17 protein-coding genes are annotated in these 18,477 nt (G+C 41.2%); 3 read left to right on the top strand and 14 right to left on the bottom strand.

What is annotated here, in order from left to right; all coding sequences use genetic code 11:
• Window positions 1-149: 149 nt before the first annotated feature.
• The 9 genes from BM095_RS13460 to BM095_RS13415 all read right to left on the bottom strand — a co-directional run bounded on the left by BM095_RS13460 (window position 150) and on the right by BM095_RS13415 (window position 10,608).
• A complete protein-coding gene (locus BM095_RS13460) occupies window positions 150-533 on the bottom strand; it encodes a carboxymuconolactone decarboxylase family protein (protein WP_091662869.1) in 384 nt (127 codons plus the stop codon).
• A gap of 268 nt (window positions 534-801) precedes the next feature.
• Complete coding sequence (locus tag BM095_RS13455) at window positions 802-1,716, bottom strand: MetQ/NlpA family ABC transporter substrate-binding protein (protein WP_091662866.1); 915 nt, start codon at window positions 1,714-1,716, stop codon at window positions 802-804.
• Window positions 1,717-1,734: 18 nt separating this feature from the next.
• Window positions 1,735-2,403: a methionine ABC transporter permease gene (locus BM095_RS13450; protein ID WP_091662863.1), complete on the bottom strand. Its 669-nt coding sequence runs from the start codon at window positions 2,401-2,403 to the stop codon at window positions 1,735-1,737.
• Window positions 2,393-3,421, bottom strand: coding sequence for a methionine ABC transporter ATP-binding protein (locus BM095_RS13445; RefSeq protein WP_091662861.1), 1,029 nt, complete (start codon window positions 3,419-3,421; stop codon window positions 2,393-2,395). The genes BM095_RS13450 and BM095_RS13445 overlap by 11 nt, the downstream gene beginning before the upstream one ends.
• A 292-nt stretch (window positions 3,422-3,713) precedes the next feature.
• Window positions 3,714-4,097: a glycine cleavage system protein GcvH gene (gene gcvH / locus BM095_RS13440; protein WP_091662858.1), complete on the bottom strand. Its 384-nt coding sequence runs from the start codon at window positions 4,095-4,097 to the stop codon at window positions 3,714-3,716.
• Window positions 4,098-4,150: 53 nt separating this feature from the next.
• Window positions 4,151-4,510 carry an arsenate reductase family protein gene (locus BM095_RS13435; RefSeq protein ID WP_091662855.1) on the bottom strand — a complete coding sequence of 120 codons (360 nt, stop codon included), beginning with the start codon at window positions 4,508-4,510 and terminating at the stop codon, window positions 4,151-4,153.
• Between the two features lie 619 nt (window positions 4,511-5,129).
• Complete coding sequence (locus tag BM095_RS13425; protein ID WP_091662850.1) at window positions 5,130-6,917, bottom strand: acyl-CoA dehydrogenase family protein; 1,788 nt, start codon at window positions 6,915-6,917, stop codon at window positions 5,130-5,132.
• Window positions 6,918-7,010: 93 nt separating this feature from the next.
• Window positions 7,011-8,192, bottom strand: a complete 1,182-nt coding sequence (locus BM095_RS13420) for an acetyl-CoA C-acetyltransferase (protein ID WP_091662848.1) — start codon at window positions 8,190-8,192, stop codon at window positions 7,011-7,013.
• Window positions 8,193-8,217: 25 nt separating this feature from the next.
• Entirely contained in the window at window positions 8,218-10,608 is a 2,391-nt protein-coding gene (locus tag BM095_RS13415; RefSeq protein ID WP_091663079.1) for a 3-hydroxyacyl-CoA dehydrogenase NAD-binding domain-containing protein, read from the bottom strand.
• A 435-nt stretch (window positions 10,609-11,043) separates the two neighbouring features.
• On the opposite strand from BM095_RS13415, the gene thpD reads away from it, so the two are divergent.
• Window positions 11,044-11,985, top strand: coding sequence for an ectoine hydroxylase (thpD, locus tag BM095_RS13410; RefSeq protein WP_091662846.1), 942 nt, complete (start codon window positions 11,044-11,046; stop codon window positions 11,983-11,985).
• A gap of 201 nt (window positions 11,986-12,186) precedes the next feature.
• Window positions 12,187-12,429: a hypothetical protein gene (locus BM095_RS13405; RefSeq protein WP_091662843.1), complete on the top strand. Its 243-nt coding sequence runs from the start codon at window positions 12,187-12,189 to the stop codon at window positions 12,427-12,429.
• 162 nt (window positions 12,430-12,591) lie between these two features.
• On the opposite strand, the gene BM095_RS13400 is transcribed toward BM095_RS13405, so the two are convergent.
• From BM095_RS13400 to BM095_RS13380, 5 genes are all read right to left on the bottom strand, one after another.
• Complete coding sequence (locus BM095_RS13400; RefSeq protein ID WP_091662840.1) at window positions 12,592-12,792, bottom strand: hypothetical protein; 201 nt, start codon at window positions 12,790-12,792, stop codon at window positions 12,592-12,594.
• Between the two features lie 241 nt (window positions 12,793-13,033).
• The gene (gene tatC, locus BM095_RS13395) at window positions 13,034-13,783 is read right to left on the bottom strand and encodes a twin-arginine translocase subunit TatC (RefSeq protein ID WP_245757911.1); all 750 of its coding nucleotides are present in this window, start codon (window positions 13,781-13,783) and stop codon (window positions 13,034-13,036) included.
• A gap of 18 nt (window positions 13,784-13,801) precedes the next feature.
• Window positions 13,802-14,026, bottom strand: a complete 225-nt coding sequence (gene tatA, locus BM095_RS13390) for a twin-arginine translocase TatA/TatE family subunit (protein WP_091662837.1) — start codon at window positions 14,024-14,026, stop codon at window positions 13,802-13,804.
• Window positions 14,027-14,057: 31 nt separating this feature from the next.
• Window positions 14,058-15,767, bottom strand: coding sequence for a GMC family oxidoreductase (locus tag BM095_RS13385; protein WP_091662835.1), 1,710 nt, complete (start codon window positions 15,765-15,767; stop codon window positions 14,058-14,060).
• A 23-nt stretch (window positions 15,768-15,790) separates the two neighbouring features.
• Window positions 15,791-16,552 (bottom strand): gluconate 2-dehydrogenase subunit 3 family protein, encoded by a 762-nt coding sequence (locus BM095_RS13380; protein ID WP_245757910.1) that lies wholly within the window; start codon window positions 16,550-16,552, stop codon window positions 15,791-15,793.
• A gap of 195 nt (window positions 16,553-16,747) precedes the next feature.
• Here BM095_RS13380 and ilvD point away from each other — a divergent pair, with 195 nt between their 5' ends.
• Window positions 16,748-18,451 (top strand): dihydroxy-acid dehydratase, encoded by a 1,704-nt coding sequence (gene ilvD, locus BM095_RS13375; RefSeq protein ID WP_091662833.1) that lies wholly within the window; start codon window positions 16,748-16,750, stop codon window positions 18,449-18,451.
• Window positions 18,452-18,477: the final 26 nt, after the last annotated feature.

Here is an 18,477-nt window from a genome sequence, read left to right as displayed (position 1 = left end):
TGTGTTTAACACATGTATAACTTTATCATTAATATCCCACTGCAACAAAACGGATACAGTTTGATATTTAATAATAAAGTTTTCTCAGAAAGGATATAAAACCACAGCGTCTATCTCATTTATAATTTCTTACATATGCTCCAAAATCCTCATGATGAACGGTCTGAACTTTCACTCTCAAATTCATTAACTGCATCCTGGACAAGAGTTACAGCTTGACTTACAGCGGCTCCCCCTCCAAAAGCAGCAGCGACACCAACTGCTTCCAAGATCTCCTTTTCTGAACATCCTTCATCCAAACAACCTTTTGTATGGAATATAATACAATACTCATCTTGCGAAAATATGCTTATACCTAGTGCGATCATTTGTTTTTCCTTTTTGGATAATGAGCCACTGGCAAAACACGCATCCGTAAACGCATGATATTTGCGCGCCAAGTGCGGCACTTTTTCTGAAAATCGTTTCAACCCATCTTTATAATCCTGTAACGCTTCTTGGATAAATGAATCATTACTTGGTTGTTCTGACATCAGGCTCCCCCTTTCGTTTTCATTTCTATTATGCGAAAAGAAGACCTAACCCATTCAGTATTCAATTACAAGCTTGACAACAATAAAAAGCGCAAGTATTAAGGATGTCCGACTATGTTCGAGTACTTCTGTTAACACCTCACACCTCCATGGTTGATCTTCTGCTAAGAGAGAAAACGTCCTACTCGCAGAAGTTACTCACAAGTGAATACCTCTTATAAACAACAAAAAACAGCCCAAGGAAAATCCCTGGACTGACTTATTCGTTTTATTGGTCATCAGATGTCTCTGCATCACTTGACACAGGTAAAACGGCACCCTCATATTCTTCTTCAATAAAGGTCTTTACTTCATCTGAACGCAAAACTTCTAGCAACGTTTGAATTTCTTCATTGTTCTCATCACCACTGCGTACCGCAATGATATTTACATAAGGGTTATCTTCCCCGCTTTCAAGTGTAATAGAGTCTTCCTGCGGATCCAACCCATTATCAATAGCGAAGTTAGAGTTAATCAGAACAGCATCTCCTTCACCATTTTGATAAGCTTGCAGGAGCATTGCTGGTTCGATATTAGCGGTAAATTCAAGATTTTTCGGGTTTTCTACAATATCTTCAATGGTGGCATTCACGCCATCCACTTCTTCGTCTAATGTAATAAGACCTTCTTCCTCGAGCATCATAAGAATTCGTCCGTGATCAGCAACGGAACTGCTCATTAATACTTCAGCACCGTCTGGAAGCTCATCAAGACTGCCGTATTCTTGAGAATATACACCTATTGGCTCAATATGAACACCGCCAGCATTCACAAAGTCATACCCATGCTCTTCGATTTGGCCTTCCAGGTAAGGTATATGCTGAAAGTAATTAGCATCGATCTCTTCTTCAGATAACGCTTGGTTAGGGATAACATAGTCGTTAAACGTTTCTATTTGTAAATCAATACCTTCCTCGGCTAGGAGGTCTGTTGCAAATTCTAAAATCTCTGCATGCGGTACATTAGAGGCACCTACTGTTAATGTTGTATTTTCTTCTGAAGCGCCTTCTTGGTCGGTTGTTTCTGATGTTTGCTCGGTATTGTCATTTTCCGCATTTTCCTCTGCAGAATCTTCCTGCCCGCCGCACGCTGCTAACAATAAAACGAGCGCGAACACTAATAGTAATTGAAGCCAATTTTTCATTGACTTTCCCTCCTTTATTTATCTTTTATCTGTTTTATTAGTCATCCAATCGCCAATCCATTGCATGATGAATACAATAATTAGAATGGCAACGGTTGCCACAAAAGTCACATCCGAATTGCTGCGTTGATAGCCTTCTCGGAATGCCAGATCTCCAAGTCCTCCCGCTCCGATAACACCAGCCATCGCTGTGTAACTCACTAAGGCGATGGACGTCACAGTGATACCAGAGATGAGAGCAGGCATTGATTCGGGAAGCAATACTTTAAAAATAATGTGCCATTGACTGGCTCCCATAGACTGAGCTGCTTCGATAACTCCTTTATCCACCTCACGCAAACCAATTTCCACCATTCTTGCGTAAAATGGGGCCGCACCAATGACCAGAGCTGGTATTGCAGCATTAGGTCCAAGCATGGTACCGACGAGAAATATAGTAAAAGGAACTAATAAAATAATTAATATGATAAATGGAATAGAACGAAAGATGTTAACAACAGCTGCAGTAATCGCATGAATAGGTTTATTCTGCCATAAATTTCCTTTGTCTGTTAAATAAAGCAACAAACCAAGTATAATACCTAAGACAAAAGTAAGTATCACAGCTGCAATACTCATATATAATGTCTCTAAAGTAGCTTCCCACATATTATCCCAATGGACATTCGGAAGGAGGTTATTTATCATCTTCTAAAACCTCCGCTTCCACTTGTTGGCCTTTTAAGTATTGAATGGCCTCTTTCACGCTATCATCATTGCCTTCGAGTTGCACAAACAATGTTCCATAACTGCCATCTCGTGTTTTGGAGACTTTGCCCTGAAGAATATTCACACTCACGTGGTACGAACGTATTAATTCATTAATTACTGGCTGTTCCGCATTTTCCCCCATAAACATTAATTTAACGATCGTTCCGCCGTCATCTTTACCGAGAAGTTCTCTTATCGTCTCCATCGTTTCTTCCGGTTCAATGACTTGTTTTACAAATTCTTTCGTTATCTTTTTCTCTGGTGTACGAAACACATCGAGAACAGGTCCCTGTTCCACAATCTTACCGTCCTCCATAACTGCTACACGATGACATATTTTTCGAATCACATGCATTTCATGCGTAATAAGAACTATTGTTAAACCGAGTTTTTGGTTAATGTCTGTAAGTAATTCCAAAATGGAATCTGTTGTCTTAGGATCTAAAGCAGAAGTAGCTTCATCGCAGAGCAGGACTTTAGGCTTGTTCGCTAATGCTCTAGCAATACCAACTCTTTGTTTTTGCCCGCCACTCAGTTGAGAAGGATAGGCATCTTCACGGCCTTTTAATCCAACTAGTTCAACTAACTCTTTTACTCTCTTTTGCCTATCCGCTTTGGGAACTTTGGCAATCTCCAATGGGAATTCGATATTTTCCGCAACAGTTCTTGACCACAACAAATTAAAGTGTTGGAATATCATGCTGATTTCCTGTCTCGCTTCTCGAAGTCTTTTCCCTCTTAAACTTGCCATATTATTACCAGCCAAAATGACTTCTCCGGAGGACGGACGTTCAAGCATGTTCAACATACGGATGAGGGTGCTTTTCCCCGCACCGCTATAGCCAATAATGCCAAAAATTTCTCCTTGACTTATCTCTAAATTTGCTTGGTCTACAGCTGAAATCGAAGTTGTTCTTGTTTGAAATGTTTTTGATAATTTTTTTAATGTTATCATCGCCGCTCCCTCATTACATATCAAGCGTATCAGACCTGTCAGGTATATGGGTAAACATCTAGTAGTGTAGGATAAATCTAGACAAAATAAGACACTCTACATGATACAAGAGGGAGCGGAAAAGTCAAGCAGTATGAACTCATAAAAAAAACGCCAGCGACCTCGAGCCGATGGCGCCTGAAGCTAGACATCACTCCTATGTTATACATTCCTATCTGTCTAACGAAAAAGAGCAGTCTGGTAACATGCACCAGACTGCTCTTCCTCTAGACAGATACTTATGTATCCAGGATTAGTCCTCACTAACCATTTCTTCGTATTCTGTCGCTGACATGAGCTCGTCAAACTCATCTTCGTTTGAAGGCTCTACCACTACCATCCAAGCTTTGTCATATGGTGATTCGTTGACAAACTCAGGAGAATCATCAAGTTCTTCATTCACTTCTACCACTTTTCCACTAACAGGGGCATATAGCTCGGATACTGTTTTCACCGACTCTACACTGCCAAAAGGCTCGTCAGCTTGAATTTCATCTCCCACTTCTGGCAACTCTACGAATACAATATCACCCAACTCGGATTGAGCAAAATCTGTAATTCCTATTCTAACCTTTTCTCCTTCTTTCTTTACCCACTCATGCTCTTCAGAATACTGCAAATCACTTGGTAAATTCATATAAAACCCTCCTTATTTAGAATTCACTCTTTCTTTTGCTTCATAGTCTATCGTTATTGCTTCCATGTTTCCTCAAATTGATCTTCTTTAAACCCTACTGTCACATTCCGGCCATCTGTAATAATGGGTCGTTTTACTAACATTCCATCCGATGAAAGGTAGTCCAATAACTCTTCCTCGGAAGCACTTTTTACTTTGTCTTTTAATCCAAGTTCACGATATTTTTTTCCACTTGTGTTAAAAAATTTCTTTAATTCCAAACCACTTTTTTTCCAAAGTGACTTTATCTCTTCTCTGTTTGGCGGCTCTGTAACAATGTCGTATTCATTATAAGCGATTCCTTCGTTCTCTAGCCACTGTTTTGCTTTCCTGCACGTTCCACATCGGGAATAACCGTAATATGTAAGCTCCATGAATTATCTTCTCCATTTCTGCTTAAAATCCTTCCTCATTATATCATTTTAAAAATATCAAAGTGAAATTTTTTACCAGGAACGTTAAAAAATGAGGCCGGAAGGGGCTGTATCAAAAGCCCTTAATGTTAACTCATAAAAAAATCGTCTGCTTTCGTTAATGTAGTGTTGGGTACCTTCATTATACTGAAAGCGGCGATTTTTTTGTATTTTTAATATATAAAAAGAGTGTTGAAGTTTTTTTTCATCCTTTATTTTTGGTTGGCGATCAGGTGAGACGCCTGCGGGACGTCGGCTAAATGCGGCCACGTCCTGTGGCCAACGCCGACACTAGCACGTCCTGTGCGTCGAAGCAAGAGCTGAAGATCCACCGACGGCGGTCTTCCGTCGGTTAGCTGAAGCCTTGCCCTGCGGCTAAGAAGACACAGCGAAAACAAGCGTAGCGTCGTTTGAACTGATGTCGCCCTTGTGCCCGTGGTGCAAGCGAGCCTGAAGAGCCATTTATACGAAAGCGGAGAAGTTAATTTTAACAACGAAGCTTGCAGAATTGAAAAAAGGGCTGTCAAAAGGTCATTTTTTATGACCTTTTGATACAGCCTCCTCCGGGATTGCGAACAACTTAAGAAACAATATATCGCTCATGTTTTAACAACATAGTCGCCACTTCTCTCTTCAAGCTTATTACATCTATCGGCTTGTGCCGTGTCAACTTCCGCAGCATCGATAGGAACATGAGTAAAGTATCCCCTTCTTCAATATGAATCAAAGATTCTTTCGCGGCGTTTTCTATGCGTTGAAATGCTTCCTGGCAAAAAATACTTGTTAGTAGATTTTTCATTGTGCCTTCCTTTAGTTCCTGCGTATTTTGCACTTTTTCGGTACGTAAAATGATACTTTCCATACCGTAAATGTCGCTAGCTATATTCGTAATTTTCATGAGTACTTCTTGTTCGTGTTCAAAGGAAGTTCCATACTTTTGGAACCCTGCTCCAGCTACAAGCAAGAAGATATTCTTTCCATTTTCAAGCAATATCTTTTCTCTTGCAAGGGGCTTCTCTTCTGACATCTTCAGCTCCATAGTCACAATATTCTTCTTCAATTCTTCTGCTGCTTGAAGAAATGGGAGTTTTCCTTTTCGTGATCTCTTAAATATCATATCAGGGACTAGTAAACGGTTAATTTCATTCGTTCCTTCAAAAATACGGTTGATCCTGGAATCTCTATATATGGTCTCTATTTCATATTCAGACATAAAACCATACCCGCCATGTATTTGGACAGCTTCATCAGCTACAACATCCAATGTTTCTGAACCTGCAATTTTGTTTAAAGAACATTCTATCGCATATTCAGCTATTGCATCTGCAACCTTACTGCCATCCTCCTGTTCTTCTTCCGTTAGGTTTCCAAGCCGCTTTTCGATTAAACCACCTGTTCGATAAATGGTGCTCTCTAATGCAAAGGTTTCCGCAGCCATGGTCCCTAGTTTTTCTTGAATCGCTCCAAAATGTCCAATGGGCGTGTTGAATTGCTTCCTCTCCTTCGCATAGGTTGCCGCTAGTTCTATCGCTCTCTTTGCTGCTCCTACGCACCCCGCTCCTAGTTTATAACGGCCTACATTTAGAATATTAAAAGCAATAATATGTCCTTTTCCCGGCTCCCCTAATAAATTGTCTTTAGGAACTTTCGCATTTTCTAAAAGAACGGTTCTGGTCGATGATCCCTTAATACCCATTTTCTTTTCTTCAGGCCCAGTTGAAACGCCCTCACTGTCGCTATTTACAATAAATGCAGAAAAGTCTTTTCCATCTATTTTGGCGTAAACAATGAACACATCTGCGAAACCAGAGTTCGTAATCCATTGTTTTTCACCATTTAATATATAATGGGTGCCTTCTTTATTTAACACAGCCTGCGTTTTTGCACTTAGTGCATCTGACCCGGAGCTTGGCTCGGTTAGTGCATAAGCTGCAATTTTCTTTCCTGAAGCTAAATCTGGCAAATACTTTTTCTTTTGTTCTTCGTTTCCAAAAAAAACAATAGGTAACGTACCAATCCCTACATGTGCCCCTTGACTAAGTGAGAAAGCTCCTCCACGCGAAAATTTTTCCGCTATTAAAGTGGAGCTGATTTTATCTAGTCCCAGCCCTTCGTACTTTTCCGGTACATCAGCACTTAATAAGCCTAGCTTTCCTGCTTCTTTTAGTAGCCTCTTCGATATGTCAAATTGCTGGTCTTCTATTTTTTCTTTTAAAGGCACCACTTCCCCAATCACAAAGTCTTCTGTAGTTTTGGCTATCATCTTTTGTTCATCGGTCATATCTTCTGGGGTAAACACGTCCTCTGCTTTTAGCGTATCGAATAAAAAACCTCCGCCCCTCAATCCTACTTTTAATGTATGACTCATATATTAACCTCCTGCATGTCACGCCTTAGAAAGTCTTCATTTATTTATCAACAGAAAGAACAGATGATAACCTCTCCACTTCATCACATTAATTCACATTAATTCGAACACACCAGCTGCTCCCATACCTCCTCCGACACACATTGAGACGACCCCAAATTGCTCTTTTCTCCTACGCATTTCATACATTAACGTTAACGTGAGCTTTGTTCCCGTACATCCAAGCGGGTGTCCTAAGGCAATAGCTCCTCCATTCACATTCACTTTTTTATGGTCTATCTTTAGTTCTCGAATCACTTGCAACGCTTGCGAAGCAAAAGCTTCGTTTATTTCATACAACCCGATGTCTTCCATTGATAGCCCTGCAGCTTTGACTGCTTTCGGAATAGCCTTTATCGGACCAATCCCCATTATTTCCGGAGGTACACCTGCCACTGCGAAGGAACGGAATTTAATGAGAGGCTTTAATCCCTCCTGATACGCCCTTCTTTTTTCCATTATCAACACAGAAGCCGCTCCATCACTCATTTGTGAAGAATTGCCCGCTGTTACGGTTCCGCGAGGATGAAAAACAGGCTTTAAGCGACTTAACACTTCAAATGTCGTATCCGATCGTATGCCTTCATCTTCCATTAACACGTCTTTTTTTTCTCTCCATTTCCTATCGCTCGTTAATGTTCTTGTTGTTATTTCAACCGGTACAATTTCTTCTTGAAAATAATGCTTCCTCTGTGCATTTGTCGCTCGCCGCTGACTCTCTTCAGCAAATCTATCCTGTTCCTCTCGAGAAATATGATACTTTTTTGCTACCTCCTCCGCTGTGTGACCCATGCTCATATAATATTCAGGCATCTCATCTACCAACACAGGATTCGGTACTTTTACATGCCCTCCCATGGGAACTAAACTCATAGATTCAGCTCCGCCCGCTATAATAGCCTGCGCCTGCCCTGATAGTATTCGTTCTGCCCCGTAAGCAATACTCTGAAGCCCCGAGGAACAGAAACGGTTAACGGTAATTGAGGGAACCGTATAAGGCAAACCAGCAAGCATTGACATGCTTCTCGCCATATTCATACCCTGCTCAGCTTCCGGCATGGCACAGCCAATGATGACATCTTCTATAGAAGCAGGGTCAAAGTTATTTGCCCTTTTTAAGGTTTCCTTAATTGTGATTGCTCCAAGATCATCAGGACGTGTATCGACGAGCAATCCTTTTCTTGCCTTCCCTACAGGCGTCCTAGCTCCTGAAACAATTACTGCTTCATTCTTCATTGATGCACCTCCTTTCTACCTTCTGTTAATTTCTAAGAGGTTTCCCTTTTATCAGCATGTGTTTCATCCGCTCTTGTGTTTTAGGTTCTCCTACCAAACTTAGAAAAGCTTCTCTTTCCAAATCAAGAAGATATTCTTCATCAACGAATTCACCGATTCGAACTTTGCCACCCGCTAATACAAAGGCTAATTTATCAGCCACTTTCATATCATATTCAGTGGCTCTTCCACCATATTGCATCATTTTTGCTGCCATTTTCATCGAAGCATATCCTGCTTCTCCAGAAACTGGTACTTTTCTCTTCAAAGGTGGCATATATCCTTGGTCGAACAATTCCAGCACTGTTTGCTTTCCGTAATACCACCTATCCTCTTCGTTTCTAATGATCCGATCTCTTTGAAGGAGGTAACCATTTTCTTTTGCTTCCTCCGCGGATGTAGAAACCGTCCCTAGTGCTATCCTTTCAAATACTTGATTGGAAGCTTTTAAAATATCTATTTTATCGATCTCCGTAGAAAGAGTACGTTCTAAATAACGTAAATATAATTCCTTGTTTCCTCCCCCACCAGGTATTAATCCCACTCCTGTTTCTACCAATCCCATATATGTCTCAGAGGACGCCTGTATACTAGCAGCAGGTAAACAAATCTCGGCTCCGCCCCCGAGCGTCATTCCGTGCGGCGCGACGACAACTGGACACTTTGCATATTTTATCTTTGTCATTGTCTCTTGGAATCGACGGACAATGTGTTCTATTTCATAATAATCCTCATTTTGGGCTTCCATGAGAATGAGCATTAAATTAGCACCGACAGAGAAGTTTTTGCCTTGGCTGCCAATCACCATCCCTTTAAAGTTTTTTTCCGTTTCTTCTATCGAGCGGTGAATCATTTGTAAAATATCCAACCCAATGGCGTCATTGGGAGAATGAAGTTCGAGATAAGATACATCTTCTCCCGCATGAAAAAGAGTAGCCCCTGGATTTTTGTGGATGACACGTTTGTTACGTTGAGTCACCCATTGAACATGCTTCTTATTCATCGATTTTGTCTTATATTGTCCCTCGTGATAGAAAGTGAGCGGGTCTTTATAAAAGGTGGCAATATTTTTATTGATCATTTCTTTGACCCATAAAGGGACCGTCTCACCTTCTTGTTCCATTTTGACAATGGACGGCTTCACACCGATAGAATCCCATAGTTCAAACGGCCCTAATTCCCAGCCAAATCCCCATCGTATAGCATCATCGATGGCTGTTATATCCTTTGCAATTTGGTCCTTTACTTCAGCGGTATATAAAAGAAGTGACTTTATCAAATTCCATATAAATCGTCCTGCGTCGTCATCAGAATACACAAGCATCTTTAATCTCTTTGCTAAATCTTTCTCCTGCTTTGCCTGAATAACGGCTGAAGTCGTGACTTTCTTTCTTTTTTCATATTCTAATGTGTGGGGGTTTATCTCCAAAATGTCAGTGTGATGGTCATACTTTACTTTCTTATAAAACCCTTGCTTAGACTTGCTTCCTAACCACCCTTTCTCTCTCATTTTTTCCATAAATGGAGGAGGTTGTAACACTTCTGCTTCCCTTCCTCTAATTTCGTTGGAATGGTTCTTCGTAACATACAGCAAAGTATCTAACCCTACAATATCAAGCGTGCGAAACGTAGCACTCTTCGGCCGCCCAATTAATACGCCTGTTAATGAATCTACTTCACCTATGGACCATTCGCTTTCTAACATATGATGGACCGTGGAGAGTAATCCGAACGTTCCTATTCGGTTGGCAATAAAATTAGGTGTGTCCGCTGCAACAACCGGACCTTTTCCCAGCGTATTTTCTGAAAAACTTTTTATTAGAGAAATAACATCAGGTAGTGTCTCGGTATGAGGAATAATTTCTAATAGTTTCATGTATCTCGGAGGATTAAAAAAGTGAGTCCCCAAAAAATGGGATTTAAATTCCTTCGTACGCTCTTTCACCATGCTGTGGATAGAAATGCCTGACGTATTCGTGCTGACAAGAGTGTCAGCTCCTTTGTATTTTTCCACAACCTGGAACAAATTTTTCTTTACTTCTAGATTTTCCACCACTGCTTCAATGATCCAGTCCATCTCCTGTAATTGAGCAATATCGTCTTCCATATTTCCCGTTTTTACACGCTCTACATTCCGCTTTGAAGTGAATGCAGCTGGACCTTGATGAAGGATGCGTTTGATGGCATCTTTACTGAGACGATTTCGGACTAATTTATTGCCTTTTGACACGGGGTGTTGTGTTTCGTTAGCTGGTACATCCTCCGGTACAATATCCAATAACAAAACAGATATACCGGAATTCGCCAGTAAAGCTGCTATTCCCGCCCCCATAACTCCTGAGCCGAGCACAGCTGCTTTTTGTATTGTTCGTTTAATTACTATCGCCCCCTTTAAGTCGCCTTTTCCATTTATCACTGTAAGTATATTCAACTCCTTCTCACATTAGTAAATTGAAATTCGTGATTTCATGATAGTTAAAAAAACGCTTCAGCTTCCCGCCTTCATAACAACGTCCCATAATCCTCGAAAAGACTTTCTCTCTTCAGCAGATTGAAGGACATCTTTGGCTACTAGTATGGAAACCTAAAACGACAACTTTAAAAAAAGAGCGGTAAACGTAGAATTCGGACCTTTTAAAAAGTTGAAATGCGATAATATCTACTTCTTCCTCTTTTATCGCAATTATTTGACTTTAAAAGAGTTTGCCAGTTTTTCTACGATATGTTTACCTAGTATATGTGCGGGGTATGTGGGAGAAAGACTCGCCATAAAAAATTAAATCTAGTGAGTTGGAAAAGGAGTGATGGTGTGATGGCAGTCGATTTATATCCTTCTCGTAAAGGACAGGAGTCACGTATTATTCGAAGACAAGACCCTGTGGTCCACCGCAATCCTGAATTCTCGGATGGCCCGCTCAGCGATCGAGATTTACAGCAATTTGAACAAAATGGTTATCTCATGTTCGAGAAATTATTCAATGATGATGAAGTTTCCATCATGAAGAGCGAGCTGCAACGCACCATGGACGGTAACCGAGACAGAGAAGCCGATGATGTCATCAAGGAACCAGGGAGTAATGAGATTCGTTCTGTGTTTGAAATCCATAAAGACAGTGGTTTCTTCCAAGCATTGTCAAAGAATGAAAGAATCGTAAAAGCAGCGCAGCAACTGTTAGGAAGCCAAGTCTACATTACGCAATCCCGAATAAATTTCAAACCAGGTTTTAAAGGTAAGGAGTTCTACTGGCATTCGGATTATGAGACTTGGCACGTGGAAGACGGTATGCCTAACATGCGTGCTGTCAGCTGTTCCATCATTCTAACGGATAACTACGAATACAATGGACCTCTCATGCTTATTCCTGGCTCTCACAAATGGTATGTATGCTGCCCAGGAGAAACACCTAAAGACAACTATAAGTCTTCTCTCCAGAAGCAAGAGTCTGGTGTTCCGGACAATGATAGCATGAGATGGCTTGTAGATCAGGCCGATGGCAGAATTGACCGAGCAACAGGTCCTGCCGGATCCGTATTGTTCTTCGAGTGCAATACGATGCACGGTTCCGCAGGAAACATATCTCCGTACCCTCGTAGCAATGTATTTTTTGTGTTTAACTCCATTGAAAACAAACTAACCGATCCGTTTTCTGGACAGTCTCCACGGCCAGAATTTCTTGCTAACCGTGACAATGTCCAACCTATAATACCAAATAAAGACCGTCTTCAGAATTTCACTAACCGGATCAAGCGATAATATAATAAATGAACCCACTCCCGCACAATGGGCTGTTACCAGTCCTATAAATAAACACCCTGACAGGGAATCATCCCTTCAGGGTGTTTATTTTGTCTTCACAGCCCGCGTTACTTCTTTTATCAAAAGATGTTTTGTCTCCTTGAAAGGAAGGAATCAGAGTACTAGAGGAATTGAATCGCCATAAAGGAGGCAACTGAAATGAACAAAAAATTCCTATACACAACATTGTCTGGTCTCCTTGCCATGAGTCTTACCGCGTGTGGAAATGATAGTAACCCTGACTCTAATCCCGAGGAAGATCCTGCCTCAGAAGAAGTGGAAACAGAAGAAACCAATAATAATGCGGAACCTCCTGGAAATGAAAATGAGGAACAACCGGAAGAGGGTATTTTAGATGAAGAGGGTGTGGATGATAGCAGTGACTCTGAGACCGGTGGATAACTTGAGTGAGAGAATAACATTTGAAATGGAGAAAGTGAAGAAGTAATTCAGGTGTAGATAACTTAAGAAAAAAGGGAAGACGGCAAGAGCCGTCTCTTTATTCTTTCGTGATAAAAACTCTCGTTTGAGCATGAAAAAACAGCTGCTTTCTAAACAGCTGTTTTATTCTTCTTGATTTTCTTGTTCTTTCCCGCTAGCGTGCTGAGAAAGCAGCAATCCATATAACAAGGCAAAGACCATACCGCCAAATCCTATCATCTGAAATGTAGCACTTTGCATTCCTTCAAATTGTACAGTTCCCATAAAGAACAGCAATACACAGATTGACATCGAAATAAAGGTCCATAACATAGATTGTCTCATTTGCATTCCTCCCGTTTTTTAACTAGGCATCACCTATCCTATGCGTGATTTGTTTCTAACTTGACTCGTTACTCTTCTGAATTTTTAGTTAATTATAGCATAACCTGAACAAAATTGCTATTTTATTTTTTTACTTTTTTAAATTATTTCAACTTACTATCCTGTGTGGTTCTTTGCCTATTTACGGTGAGTATAGGGAAGTGCCTTACCCAAGCTGGCTAGGCACTTCCCTAATAATGAATCATCCGGTAATCGCTGTCTCTTCTTCTTCATTACCTCTTATTTGCTTTTTGTAAACCACTTTTGATAAGAAGAGGCCAATTTCATAAAGAAGGAATAAAGGTACCAACACGATGATTTGTGAGACAAAATCTGGCGGTGTGATTAGTGCTGAAACAACCGCAAGTGTAATGTATGCATATTTTCTCGTTTTCTTTAACTGATCTGGTGTAAATAAACCTATTGCCGTCAAGAACATAAGTACAAACGGTACTTCAAACAGAAATCCTAACGGCATCGTTGACATTAAAAGAAAAGAGAAATACTCTCTTGTCGTGATCATCATTTCAAAGTTAATAGCCCCTAAATTGATTAAAAAGTTGTAAATAAAAGGAAATACAATAAAAAACCCGAAAGAAATGCCAGCCATAAAACTAAAAAACATTGCGGGGATAAAACGAAGTGCTGTGTGACTTTCCTTTTTCGTTAAAGCAGGCTTAACAAAACGCCATATTTGAAATCCAACAAAAGGAGCTGACATTCCTAAACTTATACTTCCTCCAACACCCGTATAAAATCGAACAACTTCCAATGGTCCGAGCATAACAAGCTCGTGGTCCTTTGTTAAAAACGGGATAATTTGCTGAATAGCAATGATAGATGCGATAAAGCAAAGGACAAAGAATACAATGGAAGAGAGAAGGACTTTACGGAGTTCCGTCAGATGCTCAACGGCTGTTTGGTTTTTCTCCATCGTCTGTTCTTGGTCCATAGCCTTCTCCCCCTCTCCTTACACGCTTTCATTCTTACTTTCTTTTTCTTGTTTCTTTTCTCCGTCCGTTGACTTTTCGGAAGAACTGCCATCACTCATGATTTCATTGGCAGACTTCTTAAACTCGGACAATGTTTTACCAAATGCTGCTCCAATTTCAGGGAGCTTTTTGGGACCAAATATGATCAAGGTAATGATTAAAATAATAATTAAACCAGAGACACCAATGTTTGATGGAAACATATTATACCTCCTAAAATGGTCGGGCTCGCCTTTAGACGAGCGAGCCGCCTTCTTTGCTGTACCTGATTATACCTTCTGCTGCCCTATAAGCTAACGCACCTACTGTACCAGTTGGGTTGTACCCGCTGTTATGAGCAAAAGTCGAGGCTCCCACTACAAAGAGATTCTCCGCTTCCCACATTTGTGAATAATTATTAACTGTGGAGTTATCTGGATTATCTCCCATCGGAGTTCCTCCAGTATTGTGTGTTGTTTGATACGGAACAATGTTATAGTCGCCAAGCTCCTCTGCTTCTGTCGCTACATCGGCACCCATTTCTTTCACAAATTCTGTTGCTCTCTGACTTAAATATTTATGCAAGTTTTTATCTTGGTCTGTAAAGTTGTAAGTCATCCGAAGAAGCGGTACACCATATGCATCTTTATATGTCGGGTCCAGATCTAAGTAGTTATATCGATAGGGCATCGAAGCTCCTTGGAAACCAATACCGAGGTGACGTGTGAAGTAATGAATAGATTTTTCTTTAAATTCACGCCCCCATGATGGTGTACCTGGCGGGACTGGATTTGTATTTATCGGCCGTTGTCCTGTCTGTGTTACAGACCCTACCCCGCCGTGTACGAAATCTAGGTCTGCATGGTCAAAGTTGTCACCGTTATAATCATCCACACAAATTCCGAGAGAACCAGCCCCCATGAATGTATTGAATTGTTCTTCTTCAAAAAACCCGGTAGAGCCTGCATTGATTTGATAACAATAGTTTTTCCCAACGTTTCCTCTACCTGTTTCCGGGTTGTAAGGGGTGCCGATATCAGACACAAGAAGCAGCTTTGTATTGTTCATGACATAACTTGTAAGAACGACTACTTCAGCTGGTTGAATATATTCCTTCCCTGATAAAACATCTACATAACGCACTCCCGTTGCACGCCCATCCTGGTGAAGCACTTCTACGACATTTGAATGGGTGCGCAATTCATAATTACCCGTTTCCTGTGCTGTAGGAATCACTGTGATCGTAGGATCGGTTTTAGCACCGTATTCACAACCGAAACGTTCACAAAAAGCACAGTATTGGCAGGCGTTAATTGTTTTTCCATCTGGATTCTCATATTGTTCTGATAAGTTGGCAGATGGTGTCTTAAAAGGTTTTAAGTTTAAATTTTCTGCTGCTTGTCTTGCTCGATCAGTTACTGGAGTGTCTTTCATCGGCGGTGTGGGATACGGGTTACTTCGTGGGCTGTACGGATTTTCTTCGCCGGAAATTCCACAAATTTTCTCGAAATGATCGAAATAGGGTTCTAGTTCATCATAAGTGATTCCCCAATCTTGAAGCATCATTCCATCTTTAATTTTGCCTTCCCCATACTTATCTATCGTTTGGGAACGGATTTCAAAATCATATGGCAAAAAACGATGAGTTTGTCCATTCCAATGAACTCCTGCTCCGCCTAACCCCTGTCCTAGCAGGAATGATCCCATTTGACGCATCGGAAGCGCTCTTTGGTCTGGCGCGTTTCGAAACGAAATAGTCTCCTTCGATACGTCCTGCATTAGGTCATAACGTATAGCGTAACGCAGCTCATCATGGATCATATAATAGTCATCAATGCTGCGACCTTTTCCTCTTTCAAGACCGACCACACTCATGCCTTCTTTGGCGCATTCTGCAGCAATAATACCGCCGGTCCAGCCGACTCCAACTGTCACGACATCCACTTTTTCTAGTTCTTCAGCCATACTTTCAACTCCTCACTTGTTCTCTACTGGTCCATATGAGCATTTAGACTGCTCGGTTCTTCATCATAGAATTCGCCTGAATCAATTTCATTAATATAGGACATTTTATTTCCTGGATATTCCTTCATTCTCCAACCGTCCATGTTCCGATTACCACCGTATAATGGATCAGCATATACTCCTTCAAGAGTAGCGGCTCTTATTAACGCAAAGAACTGCTCATTAGGAGCTCCATCTATTTCTACCTCCCCGTTTTCAAAGGCTGTAAGTATTTCTATTTGCTGTTCTTCTTCTAAATCCAAAAAGCTGGCGTCATAATTACTTTGACTGTATTGTTTTACTTTTTGAATTCCTTGGAATATTAGCTCATGTCTTTTCAATCTAGATTGATAACCTTGCGTCGGTTCTCCTTCATGAAAGGGACCTTGCATGTATTCACGTGCGTTATGTCCCCAAGCTCCAGATAGTTGTTTATCAATATAGAAAGCTGCTCCCAATTCGATGGCTCCTGGACCATTATCATCAGATGGATAGATAAGTTCTGTCATTTGAGAAAGGACATCAAAATCTTCTCTTCTGGAGAAGTATGTTAAGGCGCGTGAAAAGTCTTGTGTCGCTTGACCTCCTTCCTGCTGTGACTGATCTTGTGTAGGAGCTCCCGATTGAAATTGGTTCGTTACCAAACCGCCGATGATTCCGCCGCCCACAACACCACCAGCGACATAACCACTATTTTTTAAAAATTGTCTCCGTGACATTTTATTGTCGGTTGATTCTTCCGCCACTGGAAATTCCCTCCTTTTTTTGGATACTATAGTAAGCTATTGCCAACTCTCTCTATATTTAAACGCCTCTAAATGAAAATTTCGGTTAGAATGCATCCTCTATTTGATAGATCATTGTTAGCCTAGTATGATGTACAGTAGCTATACTATGTATCTCAATTTGTACTTTAATATTGCAAGAGAGGGATGAAAGGAATGGAAGAAAACAAAAAAGACCTGCGGATTCGAAGTAAAGTCATTAGCGAGGGTGCAAATAGGGCACCAAACCGAGCCATGCTCCGTGCAGTTGGTTTCACAGATGAAGATTTCAAAAAACCGCAAATAGGAGTAGCTAGCACATGGAGTGAGGTTACACCTTGTAACGTACATATTGATCAACTTGCCCGTGAAGCAAAAAATGGTGCTTCTGAAAATGGTGGAGCTCCCCTCATTTTTAATACGATTACTGTCTCTGATGGAATTGCTATGGGACACGAAGGAATGAGTTTTTCACTCCCGAGCCGTGAAGTCATTGCCGACTCTATTGAAACAGTGACAGGAGCAGAACGCATGGATGGCGTAGTAGCCATTGGCGGGTGTGACAAAACAACACCTGGCTGTATGATGGCTATTGGACGTTTAAATTTACCATCCGTATTTATTTATGGAGGGACAATCGCTCCAGGAAAGTTGAATGGCGAGGACATCGATATTGTTTCTGCTTTTGAAGCGGTCGGCAAGCATCAACAAAATGAAATAAATGATGAGGAACTCCATAAAGTAGAATGTCATGCATGTCCAGGTGCAGGTGCTTGCGGAGGTATGTACACCGCGAATACGATGGCTGCTGCTGTGGAGGCTCTTGGCATGAGCATTCCAGGCTCCTCGTCAACGCCTGCTGTGAATGACTACAAGGAAAAAGAGTGCAAGCAAGCTGGAGAAATGGTTGTAGAGCTTCTGAGAAATGATATTTATCCACGTGACATTATGACGAAAAAAGCATTTGAAAATGCGATCACTGTAGTAATGGCATTAGGTGGCTCTACAAATGCGTTTTTACATTTGCTTGCCATTGCTCACTCAGCAGATGTCGACCTTAGTTACGATGATTTTGAGAGAATTCGTCAAAACGTACCGCATATCGCTGATTTAAAACCTAGTGGTAAATATGTGATGCAAGACCTCTATGAAATCGGCGGTGTTCCGGCTGTTATGAAACTTCTCTTGGAGGAAGGACTTCTTAATGGTGATTGTTTGACAGTAACAGGCAAAACATTGGCTGAAAACTTAGTAGAAGCCCCATCTTTGAAAGAAGGACAAGATATCATTAAGCCATTAAGCGATCCGATCAAGCCGAATGGACCGCTTGTCGTTCTCCGTGGAAACCTTGCTCCGGATGGAGCCGTTGCTAAAATGTCTGGTCAAAAGATCAGCCATTTTGAAGGAACAGCGAAAGTATATGATAGTGAAGCAGAGGCCACAAAAGCCATTACGAACAATGAAATTGTAGAGGGAGATGTACTGGTTATCCGTAATGTTGGACCAAAAGGAGGTCCTGGAATGCCAGAAATGCTTTCTGTTACGGCTATGATTGTTGGTAGAGGGCTGGGAGGAAAAGTCGCTCTTATTACAGATGGACGGTTCTCAGGAGGTTCCCACGGTTTCGTTATCGGTCACGTTGCTCCCGAAGCAGCTGCTGGCGGACCAATCGGCTTACTTCAAACAGGAGATAAAGTAACGATTGATAGCGACACTCAGGAAATCAACTTCGATGCTTCAGAAGAGGAATTGGATCAACGTGCTCGTCAGTGGACAGCTCCAGAACCACGCTACAAAACCGGGGCCCTCGCAAAATACGCGAAGCTCGTTTCTTCTAGTGCGAAGGGAGCCGTTACCGATTATGAATTAACAAAAGAATAGACAAAGAAGCGTCTCAATAAAAAAGC

This window comes from Alteribacillus iranensis, assembly GCF_900113025.1.
GTDB classification, from domain to species: Bacteria; Bacillota; Bacilli; order Bacillales; family Marinococcaceae; genus Alteribacillus_A; species Alteribacillus_A iranensis.
The sequence above is the reverse complement of the archived record's forward strand: the minus strand, read 5'-3'. Positions and strand labels throughout refer to the sequence as shown.

Excerpts from the sequence above, each read along its gene's own strand:
- BM095_RS13460 (WP_091662869.1), bottom strand. The coding sequence starts at position 533 with ATGTCAGAACAACCAAGTAATGATTCATTTATCCAAGAAGCGTTACAG.
- BM095_RS13450 (WP_091662863.1), bottom strand. The coding sequence starts at position 2,403 with ATGATAAATAACCTCCTTCCGAATGTCCATTGGGATAATATGTGGGAA.
- tatC (WP_245757911.1), bottom strand. The coding sequence starts at position 13,783 with ATGGACCAAGAACAGACGATGGAGAAAAACCAAACAGCCGTTGAGCAT.
- BM095_RS13385 (WP_091662835.1), bottom strand. The coding sequence starts at position 15,767 with ATGGCTGAAGAACTAGAAAAAGTGGATGTCGTGACAGTTGGAGTCGGC.
- BM095_RS13455 (WP_091662866.1), bottom strand. The coding sequence starts at position 1,716 with ATGAAAAATTGGCTTCAATTACTATTAGTGTTCGCGCTCGTTTTATTG.
- ilvD (WP_091662833.1), top strand. The coding sequence starts at position 16,748 with ATGGAAGAAAACAAAAAAGACCTGCGGATTCGAAGTAAAGTCATTAGC.
- BM095_RS13425 (WP_091662850.1), bottom strand. The coding sequence starts at position 6,917 with ATGAGTCATACATTAAAAGTAGGATTGAGGGGCGGAGGTTTTTTATTC.
- BM095_RS13400 (WP_091662840.1), bottom strand. The coding sequence starts at position 12,792 with ATGAGACAATCTATGTTATGGACCTTTATTTCGATGTCAATCTGTGTA.
- tatA (WP_091662837.1), bottom strand. The coding sequence starts at position 14,026 with ATGTTTCCATCAAACATTGGTGTCTCTGGTTTAATTATTATTTTAATC.
- gcvH (WP_091662858.1), bottom strand. The coding sequence starts at position 4,097 with ATGAATTTACCAAGTGATTTGCAGTATTCTGAAGAGCATGAGTGGGTA.
- BM095_RS13405 (WP_091662843.1), top strand. The coding sequence starts at position 12,187 with ATGAACAAAAAATTCCTATACACAACATTGTCTGGTCTCCTTGCCATG.
- BM095_RS13445 (WP_091662861.1), bottom strand. The coding sequence starts at position 3,421 with ATGATAACATTAAAAAAATTATCAAAAACATTTCAAACAAGAACAACT.
- BM095_RS13435 (WP_091662855.1), bottom strand. The coding sequence starts at position 4,510 with ATGGAGCTTACATATTACGGTTATTCCCGATGTGGAACGTGCAGGAAA.
- thpD (WP_091662846.1), top strand. The coding sequence starts at position 11,044 with ATGGCAGTCGATTTATATCCTTCTCGTAAAGGACAGGAGTCACGTATT.
- BM095_RS13420 (WP_091662848.1), bottom strand. The coding sequence starts at position 8,192 with ATGAAGAATGAAGCAGTAATTGTTTCAGGAGCTAGGACGCCTGTAGGG.